The sequence below is a fragment of the Pedobacter flavus genome (genome assembly GCF_036324285.1).
GTDB lineage: Bacteria > Bacteroidota > Bacteroidia > Sphingobacteriales > Sphingobacteriaceae > Pedobacter > Pedobacter flavus.
This window is the reverse complement of the sequence record NZ_JAZDQU010000001.1, coordinates 1,221,742-1,237,624: the sequence shown is the minus strand read 5'-3', so window position 1 is coordinate 1,237,624 and position 15,883 is coordinate 1,221,742. Positions and strand designations below refer to the sequence as shown.

The window sequence follows — 15,883 nt, the reverse complement described above, 5'->3', positions numbered from 1 at the left end:
AATTAGCCCATTCTGAAATTTCAGAATGGGCTTTTTTGTGCCTTCAATCTTTTTAGAGTTATCACTTCTCTGACTTTAATAAAGTAAATGGAAAAGGTTTAGGTCAAGAAATCATCAAAGGATTAATAGACCAATTAGATGGAATAACAGAAGCTAAGAATGACATAAACTTCGAGCTTTACGTTAAATTTAAATAATTAATTGTGTCAAGAAATTAAATTAGCCCAGCTGAGTAATAATTTATTGCGCTTTTAATTTCTATCCCTGAAATAAGCATTCTATCCCATTATTTTTATTTAAGAAACACTTCTAATTAATTTAGTCTCTCTATTAAATGAGATTTTAATAAATAAAATCTAAACGGCATTTAAGTAAGGTAATAGTATATTTAAATAATAAGCTTTTTTTACAACTAAAACTTATTAGAAAAAGAAAATGAAGACAATATTATTAGTAGAAGATGATTTTCTGAATAGAAGACTTTCGAAAAAAAATATTAATGGAAAGTAGTTATAATGTCTTAGAAGCTAAAAATGCCAAAGAAGCTTTAGAAATTCTGAATAATGAAAATGTTGACCTTGCTATTCTTGATATAAATCTTGGAGAAAATGAACAAAATGGAATTACATTAGGACAACAAATTAAGGATAAATATGCTATTCCATTTATTTACCTAACCGCTTTTGAAAATGCCGAAATTATAAGTCAAGCCATTTCTACTGCACCCTATTCCTATTTAACAAAACCACCTAAAAAAAGTGATTTAATTGCATCAATAGAGATTGCTATTCGACATTCAGGTAAATTAGAGACCCCAAAAATTTTGGTGAAAGATGGCACTTATAACATTTCACTTTCAGTAGAAGATATAAACTACATTGAATCTGATGGAAATTATCTTTTATATCATACAGATGAAAAAATCTACAAAACTCGTTCTACAATAAAAAAAGTAGCCGAGGAACTTGGTGAAAATGGCTTCGTACAAATTCATAGAGCTTATATAGTGAACAAGAACAAAATAGATAAATTCAGTAATAAAAGTGTAATCATCAGAAATATTACCATACCTGTTTCCTATAATTATTCAGAAAACATTTACACAAACGCTATTTCCTAGATTAATTTTGATCATTTTCATCAAAAATTCAACAATTTATTTGCAAAAATTTTCAGCATGGTAGCATTAATTTTAGTTAATTAAGATTATAATCCTATCTCTTTTAATAAAACTGCTGCATTGAAAACATTGCAAGGCCCTTCCTTAAGTTTATAATCGAATTTCATCTCATTTTCGTCAATATAAATATCGAAATGAAAGTTTTTTACCTTTCCTAAATATTCCTTCTCTAAGGCCGAAAGTTGTAAATCATGCGTAGCAAATAAAGTAGGAACACCCAAATTTATCATCTTTAAAATAAATGCCTTAGATCCTTCAAATTTATCATGACTATTAGTTCCTCTCAACATCTCATCAATTAGAACTAATGTATTTCTATCTTGTGTAACATGCTCTAAAATCATCTTTAAACGTATTAATTCAGCTTTAAATGTTGAGGTTTTAGTTTCTAATGAATCTTTTATGCGCATATAAGACACAATATTTAGTTTAGGTAACACAAAATTACTTGCAGAAACTGGTGAACCCGTATAAGCCAAAATTATATTTAATCCAATTGATCGTAAAAAGGTACTCTTACCCGACATATTAGAACCTGTTATAATATCAACACGCGGAATTTTCAAATTATAATCATTACTAATAACTGATTCTTCAGGAATTAATGGATGAGCTAAATCAACAGCAACCAGCTCATTTTCATTAATAAATGAAGGAAAATTCCAATTTGGATAGTTATAATGTAAGGTACTTATAGATAAAATAGATTCTAATTTTGGTATTCGTTTTAAACCTACAACAATAGTATGAGATGATTTTTTATACCAATTTTCAAGCTTAACAGAACATCTTAAATCCCAAACCATTAATGCATTTAAAAAAACATTAACAATCATATTCATGCGAGCATCAAATTGATCGATAATGGTGGCTAATTCCTGAATTTCTTGACTTACATTCTTAAACTGATTGTCATTAGAATTAATCTTTAGCATTTCAGATTTCCAATTTTGCTCCTCATCCCAAAATATAGCGTCTGCACAGTCCTGGAGATTATTTCCTAATCCAGAAAATCCCTTGTGAATTAAATTTACATTCCGGGAAAATGAATACACAATGGTGAGATTAACAATTGCAATAATTATAAAACTACCCCACCCCCAACTTTCACCTATAAATGATAAAAAGAATAAAGCCAACATCAAAAACGGCATAAATGAAACATATATTTTCATCCATTTTTTTTGAGTAAACTTAATTTCTTCAGCTAATTCGTTTTCAATTTTAGCTAAAATACTTTCTAAAAATCCTACTTTTTGAGCTTTTAAAAATGCTCTAAAAGTAAAGGAAGCATCGATTTTTTCCTTACCTTCTTTTATTGCTTCTTGCCTATTTAAAATATCGTGTATTTCACCAGGGTCAATAAACCATGCTGCTAATTCATTCATCCCTGTATATGTGTTACACCTATTTATTTTATGATAAATAGAATTCCGACCAAATACGTCTAAATCTGATGTGTAAGGATGAGCATCATCTTCGAAAATAGAACCATCTGAATAATTATTCTGATGTTGAATCAACGCTAAAATTTCATTTTCGATCACCCATAAATAGTTTTTATTAAATACTAAAGCTCTTTCAATTTTACTTTGATTTTTAACAATTAGCATAAAAACAACTATTGGGATAATCATAGAAAACCCATAAATATATTGCCAGAGCGTTTCATTAACACTCACCATTTTCACAAAACAAAATATTAACAGCAAGAACATTAAAACCCTATAAAATGAATGCTTGTTGATGTTAACTTTTAATGATTTTATTTTTGCAAGAATCTTTAACTTTCTATCATTATAATTCTTTATGATATCGTCTTTGGATTTTAACATTATATTTGATTAAAAAATAGAACTTTTTATTACGATGAAGATCACCCTAATTGCCGTTGGCAAAACAGAGGAAAAATATTTAATTGAAGGTATAGAAAAATATTTTAAACGCCTAAAACATTATATATCATTTCAAATCGTAATAATACCTGACATTAAAAACGTTAAAAACCTATCTCAAGTTCAACAGAAAGAAAAGGAAGGTATTTCTATTTTAAAACACATTCAAAATTTAGATACGGTAATTTTACTAGATGAAGAAGGTAAAAATTTATCTTCTATAGGTTTTTCTGAACAATTAAATAAATATATGAATGCCAGCGTTCAGCATTTAGTGTACGTAATTGGTGGTCCTTACGGTTTTTCTGATGCTGTTTACAATAGATGTAATGATAAATTATCATTATCTAAAATGACTTTTTCTCATCAAATGGTGCGATTATTTTTTGTTGAGCAATTGTATAGAGCATTTACAATTTTGCGAAACGAACCATATCATCATGCATAATTTATGGAAATTTGCTTACTTCATCATCTAACTATAAAAGCTTATGCTATTCGATAAATTTAAAAACCAATATCAATTTAAAAGTAAATCTAACAATTACCAGTGGGTAGGTTGGGTAATAGGAATTGCTATTGGAGCCTTAATTATTTACTTTTTTGATTAAAAAAAGCGACTTTCCTTTTAAGAAAAGTCGCTCTAAGTTTTTATATCAGCTAAAATTAAACTCCTTTTTTGCTGGTCATATTAGCTTTTTTTGCAGGAGCTGAAGATTTTGCTGTAGCTTTTGCATTTACGGGCTTAGTTGTAGCCTTAGGCTTTTTTTCTACTATTTTTTCCTCAATCTTTGCTCCTTCAGCTTCTTCAGTTGCTGGCTCTGCTTCATTAAACAAAGGCAAATCTTTTAAGATTAGATACCAAGTAATAATTTTCTTCATATCTGAACCATAAACTTTTTCTTCATCATGCTCTGGAGCAACCTCTCTAAAGAAATTTCTTAATGTTGTTCCATCAGCTTTTGCATCAGGAATTGAACTTTTAGCGTTTTTTATATTTTCAAAAACTTCTGCTAAACGAATTTCTTTATCTTCACCATAAACCGTGATATCTTCTAAAGAAGCCAATTTTGTATTGGTAATATTTGCGACAACCTTAAGTTTTTGAGCGTCTAAACTCTCTAAGATATATCCAACTTTATTTTGACCAATTAATTTAAATAATCCTGGTCTTCCAGAAATAGCAACTATGCCTCGTAAATTCATATTATAAATATTATAGACTATTTATTAGTCTTCAATTAATTTAATGGTTAAGATTTTATCTCCCGCTCTAATTTCATCAACTAAATCAACGTTTTCAATCACCTTTCCGAAGCAAGTATGATTTCTATCTAAATGAGCTGTATTTTCTCTACTATGGCAAATGAAAAACTGTGAACCTCCTGTATTTCTACCTGCATGAGCCATAGATAATACACCTCTATCATGATATTGGCTGTCACCGTCTAATTCACAATCTATTTTATAACCCGGACCACCTGTTCCAGCTAAATGTGCAGTTTCACTGTTTTTTGAATTTGGACAACCTCCTTGGATAACGAAATTAGGAATTACTCTGTGGAATGTAACACCATCATAAAATCCTTCTGCTGCCAGTTTCTTAAAATTCTCTACAGTTTTTGGTGCATCATTATCATAGAATTCTACTTTAAAATCACCTTTTTCAGTTTGTATAATTGCTTTACTCATATTCTGATTTTTTGAACTTCGAAAATACAAAAATTAAGAGGATTTTTAAACATAATTAATGCAGGGATATGTCAAAACTATCTAAAATGTATTTTTCTTGTCTTCTTGAGCCTTAGTTAATTACAGTTACGATATTTTTCATAATGGAGCGAGATAAGAATAACAAGAATTTTTAAGCCCATGTTTCTATCACAAACTATGAATGCGCTTTTAATTTAATTGTTAATGTTGTATTATATCTTTATCACTTAATTTTTTCTGATCTCTTTTTGATATAAAATCATTAAAAAACATAGTGATGATTAACAGTTTCAAATTTTACTATTGAAAATACAGCGTTAATTACACCTCTCCAATTAACAATATAAATCGTTTGATTTTCAAATAATTACATGAAAAATATTTAATTTTTATTTATTTTATTCATCCAAAAACCTGAAAATGGCATACAATTTGGATTGTAGACTTTAACAAACCGAAAAATCGGATTTTTAAAATAGAAAAATAGAAATATTATGAAAAAGTTAATTTTAGGAAGTGCCATGATTTTATTTTCAGTTGGAGCATTTGCACAAAGTACAACTGGAAGCACAGGAAGAGTTGGTTTTAAAGCTGGCGTGAATTTATCTCGGTTAAATTATTCGGGAGCAAATACAACTAGTATTAATGATAATACCAAAGACAATGTAGGTTTTAATGTATCACTATTTGGTGATTTTGGTGTGGGACAAAATTTCTTTATCCAACCAGGTGTTTCCTTACAGAATAAGGGCACTAAAATAGAAGGAAATTTTGGAACGTTAGGAACTGGAACCAGAACTTTAAATGTTATGGCTGTTGAAGTACCTGTAAATGCAGTTTTGAGAATCCCTACAGGTGGAGATGGTGCTTTACAAGTTAGCGCTGGACCATATATAGGTTTTAATATTGACGGAAAAGAAAAAACCAAAATTACCACCGGAGGAACAGTTGGAGAAAGCAGTAGAGATTTAAGTTTTGGTAACTCAACCAATGATGATATGTCGTCTATTGATTTTGGTGCTAACTTTGGATTAGGTTATAGATTATCTAATGGCTTTTTAATAGGAGCTAATTACGGATTAGGATTAAGCAATTTAGTTCCAAAAGATAATAGACAAAATGATTTTAAAGCCGTGAACAGAGTGTTAGGCTTTTCAATTGGTTATTCTTTTTAAGTTAAATAAACTTTAAAAAAAATGGAGGTTAAAATTAACCTCCATTTTTTTTAATCATAAAAATTCCATTGAATTCCAAATTTCAACAACCTATCTCCCATTGGATAATAATTTGTAGTATAATAACCTAGATTAAATAAACCTTGGTCTAAGTAATCGTATTTAACAAATAAATTTGCTCTCCTTAAACTTGCTTTTACCCAAGCTCCTAAAATTGGTTTAGTTCCAAATTTTATTAATTGACCGTTATAAAACTGACTTATATCAGGCGCATAAGATTGAGCATAATAAGAAGAATTATATCTTACATCAACCCCAATTTCTGTGTTTAATACTTTAAAAAAGGTTTGATTAAACGCTAAACTATTGTATAAATATAATTTTGGAGATCTAATTATTGTTTCATTATCTATTTCTTGATAGACACCAAAATGTTCTGATTTGAACTTCCCGAATTTAATTTTCTTACCTGCAGAAAGTCTTAAAATACCAATGTCGTCTTTATGCTGCATCGGCAAAACTTGTCCACTTAAATTTGTCCCATAATATAAATACTTACTTAACAAATAATAAGAAGCCGACAAGTCTACACCGTATTTAAGGTTCTCGTAAGCGGCATTTAAATTTAATACTTTCGATTTTTCAAAATCTTGTCTCCATCTTCTATGGTTTCCATAAAAACTTGTGAAGAGATATTCTGGAGATTTATTTTGAAAGTAAGCGCTCAATTTTAACGCGCCGATTTTATCATTTATAAATACATTACTATTGGCTTCATAAAGAAAATTCCCGAAATCTCTCCCTTGAACAACTTGATTTAAATTCAAATTTAAATCGACCTTATTACTAAACTTATAACCTAAACTTCCTAAAACAGAGATGTTTTGAAAGTTAAATTCTTTTAAAAATATATCAGAATTATCTCTAAACTTAGAAGCTTGTTGATACTGGTATAGATCGTATTTAATACCAGCATTAATTTTAATCTCATTTTTTAAAGAACCACTTTTACTTGGCCTCAGATAAAAACCATATAAAAATTCATTACTTAAATGATTTATAGTGGTCGTGTCTTTTGTATATCCCTGCAGATCTGGATTAAAACCCAAATCTGAAACACTGATGGGTAATACAGAAAAATCATCCAATTCATCCTTACTAAACGAATAAGCATGCTTGGTGTAAACTACATTAAAATTTATTGAATTTGTAGGTAAGACCGTATTAGAGTTCACATTTTTAGAACTATCTATTCTACCAATAAAATAAGTATTCCTTAAAGAAATAGAATTTTTACGCCATAATTGCTTTGCTGTTCTAAGGTTCACCACCTCTGCCTTCCTATCAATTACTAAACTATTGCCATCAAAAATAGTATCATTTTTTAACGATCCATTCTCTGCAGCTTTTAGGGTATTAAATACTGCACTGGCAAATAAGTTATATCGTTTATTTGGACTTTGGTACCATGAAAAAACTGAGGCGCCTAAATCGTCACCGCGCTGTTTATCGTAAGTTCCATTTGCTCCAATCCTATTATAATTAAAACCAAAATTCCAGTTTTTATTTATATTCTGACTAAGTATAATCTTAAAAATCTGCTCTGCTTCACCTCCACTTACATAATACAAACTACTAAATGGAGTTCTCGCTTTATAAAACAGTAAATCCGTGTGATTAAGCGTATACCATTCTAAGGAATTATATCCCGATTGAAATCCAATATTTTTGTTGTTTTCGAATAATAAAGAGCGAGCTGCTAAACCCAAATTACCCAATCCACTGGTTGGTCGCCTAGGTTGATGTAATAAATTATAATTCTGAAAATTAGTTAAACTGGTATCTAAACTAAACGTTTGAATATTATCCTTGCTTAAGTTAATGGTAGTAAAACGGATATATTTTGAGTTAAAAACAACCGAATCCTTCTTATTTGCCTCAAGCTTTCTTAAAGAATCTAACGCTTTGTTTTCATTAATGTTAGTTCTTAAATCCTGACCAAAAGCAGCAAAAGAAGTGCATAAACCAATAATTGTGATATATATTAATTTACGAAACATTATAATTTTTGAATTAATGCGCTTAAAATTTTGGTCATAGATGGTTCTGCTCTATTTGCTACTTCAATAATTTCTTCAATACTAACTGGTTTTAATACATCTGGGAATCCCTCATCAGTTAAAACAGAAATTGCAAAAACTGGAAGCGATAAATAATTTGCAACTATAACTTCTGGAACTGTACTCATACCAACAGCATCACCTCCTATTATTCTCAAATAATTATATTCCGATTTAGTTTCTAAACTAGGGCCAACAACAGCAACATACACCCCTTCATGACAGCTTATTTGCTCTTGAGCAGCAATTTCAACAGCCATTTTAATTAGTGATTTACTATAAGGCTCACTCATATCAGGAAAACGAGGTCCTGATTCATCGTTTATACCTCTTAGTGGATTATCATGTTGTAAGTTTATATGATCATTAATAATCATTAAACTACCTTTTTTAAATGCTGGATTTAAAGATCCCGCAGCATTAGAAACAAATAAATGTTGAATGCCCAATGCCTTCATCACCTTTACCGGGAAAGTAATTTGCTGCATTGAATATCCTTCATAATAATGCAAACGGCCTTGCATCGCTACAATTCTTTTACCCCCCAATTTTCCAAAAATAAGTTTCCCAGAATGAAACTCTAAAGTAGAAATTGGAAAATTTGGAATATTAGAATACATTAACTGATGAGCTACCTCTATCTCATTAACTAGGCCACCTAAACCCGTGCCTAGTATAATGCCCAGTTCAGGCTTAAAACCATCAATTCTTTTATTGATATATTCTATTGTTTCGTTAAGTATTTTCGACATATTTTATTACTTTTTGGTTGAAAACTTCCTGATCTTTTAAAAATTCAATTGAAATGGGCAAAAAGTATATTGGCAAATGTATTAGTATTTCACTGAATTTTGAGGATTTAATCCTTTGTAAGTCTTTTTCTGTAGTTACAACAATTACATTTTCCTTATTTATACTTTCATAAAATTGATAAATTTCATTGAAATCATTTTCTTTAAATTCATAATGATCAGGGTAATCAAAATGTTTTATTAAGTTAGAATTTTGACTTAAATAATTTACTAATGATTCTGGTTTGGCAATTCCAGATAATAATATAACGTTCGGTTTAACATGATCTAAACTTAAGGTTTCACCGCTTTGGTGGTGATATAAATTCCCATAAGTCAATTTACTAAGAAACACATCTTTTCCTGGAAATTTTTGAATCAACTTATTTGTTATTTCTTGCGAAGTATTTTCTGGAATTTTAGTGATAACGATTAGGTCAGCTCTTTTATAGCCCGACCAATTTTCTCTCATATTACCTGTTGGAAAAGGGAACTGTGGTTTCAGTAAACTTTGAAAATCAAATAAGACAATTTTTAATCCGGCATTAACAGCGCGATGTTGAAAAGCATCATCTAAGATTATTAAATCGTGATCTTTTTTTAAATGATCTATACCTACAACCCTATCTTCGCAAACGGCTACAGTTACAGCTTTAAACTTTGTAAAATACTGCATCGGTTCATCGCCTATTTGCTCTGCATTAGAATTATTAGTTGCGAGAATAAAACCCTTTGTTTTTCTACCATATCCACGACTCAAAATCGCCACCTTTTTTGAAGAGAACAATTGAACTAAATATTCCGTAAAAGGTGTTTTTCCGGTACCTCCAACCATTAAATTACCGACACAAATAATTGGGAGATCAAACTTTTTTGAACTTAGGATATTAAAATCATACAATTTATTTCTAAACCATGTTATGATAGCGTAAATAATTGTTAACGGAAATAATAAATATCTTAAAACTTGAATCATTTCATCAAAAATAAAGAATATAGTTCAGTGTTTAGAAAAATCTATTAATTGCTATCCAAAAATTAGAAAATCAAATCACTGTTAAACAATTAAATGACAATAAATATGCAGTAGTACAAGGCAATATCTTATCTTTGTAAGCTAAAATTAAATACTATGTTAAAAGGTTTTTTCAACGTACCCGTTCCGGTTAATGAAGCGATCAACAGCTATGCTCCTGGCACCAAAGAACGCGAATTATTGCAATCTGCACTAAAAGAAGCAAGAGCTAAAGAATTAGATATCCCTATGTATATTGGTGGTAAAGAAGTTCGAACCAATAATAAAGGTAGAATTACTCCTCCACATGATCATCAGCACTTATTAGCTACTTATAGCAAGGGTGAAAAAAAACATGTTGAGGATGCTATTAATGCTGCCTTAACTGCCAAATCTAATTGGGAGAATTTAGCATGGGAACATAGAGCTGCAATATTTTTAAAAGCTGCAGATTTAATTGCTGGACCATATAGATATAAAATTAACGCTGCTACGATGCTTGGACAAAGTAAAAATGCGTTTCAAGCAGAAATAGATGCTGCATGTGAATTAATAGATTTCCTAAGATTCAATGTTGCCTACATGGCAGAAATTTATCAGCAACAACCGCCAGTTTCTCCAAGAGGATCATGGAATAGAGTTGAACAACGTCCATTAGAAGGATTTGTGTTTGCTTTAACTCCATTTAACTTTACAGCAATTGCTGGAAATTTACCTTCATCAGCTGCTATGATGGGAAATGTTGTGGTTTGGAAACCTTCTAATACTCAAATTTACGCTGCAAATGTGATCATGGAAGTATTTAAAGAAGCAGGTCTTCCTGATGGTGTTATAAACTTAGTTTATGTATCTGGTCCAGAAGCAGGTGAAGTTATTTTCTCTCACCCAGACTTTGCTGGAATTCATTTCACTGGCTCAACTGGCGTATTTCAAGATATTTGGAAAACAGTAGGAAACAATATTCATAAATTTAAAACCTACCCTAGAATTGTAGGTGAAACAGGTGGAAAAGATTTCATTTTAGTTGATGGTACTGCAGATACTCAAGTTGCTGCTACAGCCATTCTAAGAGGTGCATTTGAATATCAAGGACAAAAATGTTCTGCAGCTTCAAGAGTTTATATTGCGAAAAGCAATTGGCCAGCTATCAAAGAACAACTTTTAAACGACCTTGCTACTTTAAAAATGGGTCCAACAGAAGATTTCACCAACTTCATTAATGCAGTTATTGACGAGAAATCTTTTGATAATTTGGCTAGATATATTGACCAAGCAAAAAAAGATAGAGGTGTAGAAATCATTGCAGGTGGCAATTACGATAAATCTAAAGGTTACTTCATTGAACCAACCGTTTTGGTTGTAGACGATCCAAAATACACCACCATGTGTGAAGAATTATTTGGACCAGTTTTAACGGTTTATGTATATGATGACAATAAGTTTGATGAAATTTTAGACATTATTGATACCACATCTATATATGCCTTAACCGGCGCCTTTATTTCTCAAGATAGATATGCTATTGAAAAAGCTACTCAAAAGTTGAGAAATGCAGCAGGAAACTTTTACATTAATGATAAATGTACTGGAGCTGTTGTAGGTCAACAACCGTTTGGTGGCGCAAGAGGATCTGGTACTAACGATAAAGCAGGATCAATGATTAATTTATTGAGATGGGTTTCTCCTCGTACAATAAAAGAAACTTTTGATCCACCGAAGGATTATAGATATCCATTTCATGCAGAATAGTTAAAAATAGTATTCCTATTATAACAAAACAGCCCCGAAATAATTCGGGGCTGTTTTTATTTGTGACAAATTATATTAAAGTTTGGAACCAGGATTTAATCTAAATACTTGAGATAAATTTTCATTACTCTCAACACTTACACCTAAATCATTAATTAATCCGGTTTTTAAACTGTAAGCCCAGCCATGAACTTTTAGTTCTTTTCCTGCAGCCCATCTGTTTTGAACAATTGAAGTTTTAATTACATTAAAAACACCCTCAATTACATTCAACTCCATTAACCTATCTGCTCTTTTATCCATGTCAGAAATTAAATCAAGCTCATGATAATGCAATCTATAAACATCTTTAATATTTATTAACCAGTTATCAATAATTCCGAATTGCTGATTTCCCATAGCGGCTTTCACACCTCCACAACCATAATGACCACAAACAATAACATGCTTTACTTCTAAAACGTTTATCGCATAGTCCATTACACTTAATAAATTCATATCTGTATGAACTACCACATTTGCGATATTTCTGTGAACAAAAATATCTCCAGGCTGTGTATTGGTAATTTGGTTTGCAGGAACTCTACTATCTGAACAACCTATCCACAAAATTGGAGGGCTTTGCTTGTCAGATAATTTTTTAAAAAACGCAGGATCGTCATCTAAAGACTTAGCTACAAATGCTTTATTACCTTCTAACAGTCCTTCGTAAGTGATTGCATGATTGCATTTATCTTGATTTTCTTTATTTTGCATTTTCATGTTTTTATTAATTAGTGTAAATATCAGTATTTAATTGTGGTAAAACGTAAGTATCTTTAATTTCTTCTAAGGTTACTATAATGCCTTTAGTATAAGCATTATGTTTAAAGTTCATAATTATTTCCAGTACATCTGGGTCAATATATTTTGATGCAGAACCATCAATAACAACATTTGTTTCTGCGGGAATATTATTAAACATATGTTGAATTGCAGCTTTATTTAAGAAAGTAACTTCTTCTGCCAACTTAATTCTAATTTGCTTTTGTTGTTTCTCTTCAATAATTCGGTAGAAGAACGGGTTTCTCATGCTTATTCTCAATAAATAGAATATGGATATTAAAACGCCGAATGCTACTCCCTTTAATAAATCGGTCATTAAAATAGCGACTACAGTAACAACAAATGGAACAAATTGATCCCATCCTTTGTGATACATGTGTTTGAATAAAGATATTCGCGCTAATTTATAACCCGTCACTAATAATATGGCTGCTAAACATGCTAGAGGCACCATATTAATAAGCGTTGGAATAAACAATAATGAAAGTAATAACCAGGCTCCATGGTAAATTGAAGACATTTTTGTTCTACCACCCGCATTTACGTTTGCCGAGCTCCTAACAATTACAGAAGTCATAGGTAAACCACCAATTAAACCACTGGTCATATTTCCAAAACCTTGAGCAATTAATTCTCTATTAGTTGGAGAAACTCGCTTAATTGGATCAATTTTATCAACAGCTTCTATACTCAATAAAGTTTCTAAACTGGCAACTATAGCAATTGTTCCTGCAACCACCCAAACATCGGCTCTATTAATTGCCGAGAAATCTGGGAATTGAAATAAACTGGTAAACTCATTCCAACCATTAATTACCGGAATGCTTACTAATTGATTAGCTGCAAAGGCTATGGAAGTTCCTTGAAAAGCAATATTTAATGCCACACCTACAATTACCACCATAAGTGGAGCAGGAATCACATTAATCTTTTTCATTTTTGGCCAAAATATTAATAGGCCTATAGATAATAAACTTACAATTACCGAAGCTGGACCAAAGTTCTCAATTAAACTCGTTAACGAACTCAAAATCCCACTTCCTTCTTTTGCTGCTAATTCATCTGTGAAAAACTTAGTATCTATTCCTAAAGCATAAGGAAGTTGTTTTATTATTAACATAAGTCCTATAGCGGCTAGCATTCCCTCAATAACGCTAGATGGGAAATAATTTCCAATTGTTCCAGCTTTAATTGCACCTAAAACCAATTGGAAAAATCCGGCTAAAACAACGGCTAATAAAAAAACCTGATAACTACCTAATTGAGCAATAGAGCCTAAAACAATTACCGTAAGTCCAGCTGCTGGCCCTGTAACACTTAATTGAGAGCCACTGAAAGTTGCTACAACTATACCGCCTACAATTCCGGCTATTAGACCAGCAAATAATGGTGCACCCGAAGCCAATGCAATTCCCAAACATAGGGGCAAAGCCACTAAAAACACAACAATACTAGCGGGTAAATCTCTCTTTAAATTCTTTTTAAGAAAGTATTTCTTTATATCGAACAACGATGCATTCGATTGATTATTTTTCATATTAATTTTTGCATATAACTTTATGCTAAGGCCATAAAAATGCCTTGCAAATTAAAAAATTCTTTAATTTAAAAATTAAAACAGTACAATATTGTACCATTTAAACTGTACAAATCACAGTAAACAATTAAAGACTATGCAATGTTTGGAGGAGGGGTTGGGACCATTGGATGAAATGGATCAACATACCGTTTAAAATGCTCAATAAAACTATTGTTAACAATAATTTTAGCATCAACTAATTTAAAATTATTAAATGTATCACAAAACAACTTTGAGTCGAGGAGTTTTGTGCTCGATTTACCAGAATCATTTTCACTATGTTCTACTTCAAGCTGCATGATTACACTGTTCATCATTTCGCTATCAAAAGAAAAAGTAAATGCAGGCGAAATAGAAATAATCATTTTTGCGGTAAAGATACCTACAAACAAAAAAACTATAAATCCTCTAAATCGTCTTAACTTCATATTTTATTATGGGACAAATTTATATTCTTTCCCAAAAAAAATGCAGAGTTATGTTTAATTTTTTTGTCATTTATTAATTACCAAAGCGCCAAGTGCCCATATAAATTTTAATCTCCATATTAAATTACTATAAAAAGTTTAATTTTATACCATGAAGAAATTCTTTCTGTACGTATCGACTATAGTTTTCATTACAATACCAATAATCACATTTGGACAAAGTAATAATCGACCTTCGTCTATTGAACAACACGAATTAACCATTACTGGATATTTACAAACGCAATATCAATTTACCCATACGCCTGGTATAACTTCATTTTCTGGAGGCGACTTTAGTACGAATTCTAAAGATCGCTTTATGATAAGAAGAGGAAGATTAAAAATAGACAGGGTGGATAAATTCACAAACGTGGTATTTCAATTAGACGGCACCCAAAATGGGGTTCAATTAATGGACGCATTTATACAATTACATGATCCAAATAAAAAAGAGTTCACATTAACCGCTGGTTTATTTAATAGACCCTTTGGCTATTCAATTGTATATTCGTCTGGGTACAGAGATTTTCCTGAACGAGCCAGAGTTTTCCAAACCATTATGCCAAGAGAAAGAGATTTAGGAGTTATGATTGGGTATAATCCAATTGGAAAATATAATTTCTTAACTACAGAATTTGCGGTTATAAATGGAAGTGGAATTAGTGCGAGAGATTATGACTCAAAGAAAGATATTGTAGGAAGTATAAACCTAAAATTTGATAGTCTTGTAAATAACAATTTTGATATTGGTTTTGGTGGATCTTTTTATAACGGCTATGTTAGAAATAATACTCAAACTATTTATAAAAGTCGAAAAGGAGGTTATTTAGTAAACACTAATCCTCAAAATGAAGGAGGTTATGGTGATAGAAATTATTATGGTGTAAATCTTCAACTCCGTTATAGAACTCGTTTAGGTGAAACAGATTTTAAAACGGAATATGTAGAAGGTACGCAACCTGGCGTTGAAGGTAATAATACCATTAAAGGACCTACTGCTTCCATGAGTTTTAACAATCAGCCTGCAACAAGTTTGTTTGTTAGACCATTTAATGGATATTACTTCTGGTTAAGTCATAAATTTGCAAAAACCAATTTAACTGCACTTTTAGCATACGATGTTTATGATGCAAATACAGATGTGAATGGTTCAGAAATTGGAAAAGCAGGAAGTTTTACCAATTCAGGTGATATGAAATATAATACTTTAGGCTATGGTTTAACTTATGAAATATCGAAACAGATAAAGTTTACTTTATACAACGAACACATAACAAACGAAAACACTTTACTTAATAATTATTCTAACGATATAAAAGACAACGTATTCACTACCAGACTACAATATAGGTGGTAAATTAAATTTACGAG

At 30.8% G+C, this 15,883-nt stretch carries 14 protein-coding genes; 5 read left to right on the top strand and 9 right to left on the bottom strand.

All coding sequences use genetic code 11. The annotated features are described in order from the left end of the window. Nucleotides 1–499: 499 nt before the first annotated feature. Nucleotides 500–1,120: a LytR/AlgR family response regulator transcription factor gene (locus VRU49_RS05775; protein WP_330145834.1), complete on the top strand. Its 621-nt coding sequence runs from the start codon at nucleotides 500–502 to the stop codon at nucleotides 1,118–1,120. Between the two features lie 86 nt (nucleotides 1,121–1,206). On the opposite strand, the gene VRU49_RS05770 is transcribed toward VRU49_RS05775, so the two are convergent. After that, complete coding sequence (locus tag VRU49_RS05770; RefSeq protein ID WP_330145833.1) at nucleotides 1,207–3,015, bottom strand: MutS-related protein; 1,809 nt, start codon at nucleotides 3,013–3,015, stop codon at nucleotides 1,207–1,209. Between the two features lie 34 nt (nucleotides 3,016–3,049). Between VRU49_RS05770 and rlmH the strand changes: the two genes are divergently transcribed. Then, complete coding sequence (gene rlmH / locus VRU49_RS05765; RefSeq protein ID WP_330145832.1) at nucleotides 3,050–3,523, top strand: 23S rRNA (pseudouridine(1915)-N(3))-methyltransferase RlmH; 474 nt, start codon at nucleotides 3,050–3,052, stop codon at nucleotides 3,521–3,523. 218 nt (nucleotides 3,524–3,741) lie between these two features. Here rlmH and VRU49_RS05760 read toward each other — a convergent pair whose 3' ends face one another. Both VRU49_RS05760 and VRU49_RS05755 read right to left on the bottom strand, forming a co-directional pair. Then, a complete protein-coding gene (locus tag VRU49_RS05760) occupies nucleotides 3,742–4,281 on the bottom strand; it encodes a DUF5606 family protein (RefSeq protein ID WP_330145831.1) in 540 nt (179 codons plus the stop codon). 24 nt (nucleotides 4,282–4,305) lie between these two features. After that, nucleotides 4,306–4,767: a peptidylprolyl isomerase gene (locus VRU49_RS05755; RefSeq protein ID WP_330145830.1), complete on the bottom strand. Its 462-nt coding sequence runs from the start codon at nucleotides 4,765–4,767 to the stop codon at nucleotides 4,306–4,308. Between the two features lie 515 nt (nucleotides 4,768–5,282). On the opposite strand from VRU49_RS05755, the gene VRU49_RS05750 reads away from it, so the two are divergent. Further along, a complete protein-coding gene (locus tag VRU49_RS05750; protein ID WP_330145829.1) occupies nucleotides 5,283–5,963 on the top strand; it encodes a porin family protein in 681 nt (226 codons plus the stop codon). A 50-nt stretch (nucleotides 5,964–6,013) separates the two neighbouring features. Here the strand turns inward: VRU49_RS05750 and VRU49_RS05745 are convergent, their stop codons facing one another. Genes VRU49_RS05745 through lpxK form a run of 3 tightly spaced genes read right to left on the bottom strand, consistent with a single transcriptional unit; the run spans nucleotide 6,014 to nucleotide 9,850 of the window. Further along, nucleotides 6,014–8,023: a putative porin gene (locus tag VRU49_RS05745; protein ID WP_330145828.1), complete on the bottom strand. Its 2,010-nt coding sequence runs from the start codon at nucleotides 8,021–8,023 to the stop codon at nucleotides 6,014–6,016. Next, on the bottom strand, nucleotides 8,023–8,835 hold the full coding sequence (locus VRU49_RS05740; protein ID WP_330145827.1) for a purine-nucleoside phosphorylase: 813 nt from the start codon (nucleotides 8,833–8,835) through the stop codon (nucleotides 8,023–8,025). The genes VRU49_RS05745 and VRU49_RS05740 overlap by 1 nt, the downstream gene beginning before the upstream one ends. Beyond that, nucleotides 8,819–9,850, bottom strand: a complete 1,032-nt coding sequence (gene lpxK / locus VRU49_RS05735) for a tetraacyldisaccharide 4'-kinase (RefSeq protein ID WP_330145826.1) — start codon at nucleotides 9,848–9,850, stop codon at nucleotides 8,819–8,821. The genes VRU49_RS05740 and lpxK overlap by 17 nt, the downstream gene beginning before the upstream one ends. Nucleotides 9,851–10,006: 156 nt before the next feature. Here lpxK and pruA point away from each other — a divergent pair, with 156 nt between their 5' ends. After that, nucleotides 10,007–11,638 (top strand): L-glutamate gamma-semialdehyde dehydrogenase, encoded by a 1,632-nt coding sequence (gene pruA, locus VRU49_RS05730; protein WP_330145825.1) that lies wholly within the window; start codon nucleotides 10,007–10,009, stop codon nucleotides 11,636–11,638. A gap of 75 nt (nucleotides 11,639–11,713) precedes the next feature. Here the strand turns inward: pruA and VRU49_RS05725 are convergent, their stop codons facing one another. The 3 genes from VRU49_RS05725 to VRU49_RS05715 all read right to left on the bottom strand — a co-directional run bounded on the left by VRU49_RS05725 (nucleotide 11,714) and on the right by VRU49_RS05715 (nucleotide 14,470). Further along, nucleotides 11,714–12,394, bottom strand: a complete 681-nt coding sequence (locus tag VRU49_RS05725; RefSeq protein WP_330145824.1) for a carbonic anhydrase — start codon at nucleotides 12,392–12,394, stop codon at nucleotides 11,714–11,716. 13 nt (nucleotides 12,395–12,407) lie between these two features. Continuing rightward, nucleotides 12,408–14,000, bottom strand: a complete 1,593-nt coding sequence (locus VRU49_RS05720; RefSeq protein WP_330145823.1) for a SulP family inorganic anion transporter — start codon at nucleotides 13,998–14,000, stop codon at nucleotides 12,408–12,410. 134 nt (nucleotides 14,001–14,134) lie between these two features. After that, nucleotides 14,135–14,470 carry a hypothetical protein gene (locus VRU49_RS05715; RefSeq protein ID WP_330145822.1) on the bottom strand — a complete coding sequence of 112 codons (336 nt, stop codon included), beginning with the start codon at nucleotides 14,468–14,470 and terminating at the stop codon, nucleotides 14,135–14,137. Nucleotides 14,471–14,621: 151 nt separating this feature from the next. Here VRU49_RS05715 and VRU49_RS05710 point away from each other — a divergent pair, with 151 nt between their 5' ends. Continuing rightward, complete coding sequence (locus tag VRU49_RS05710) at nucleotides 14,622–15,869, top strand: porin (protein ID WP_330145821.1); 1,248 nt, start codon at nucleotides 14,622–14,624, stop codon at nucleotides 15,867–15,869. The last annotated feature ends 14 nt before the right edge of the window (nucleotides 15,870–15,883 follow it).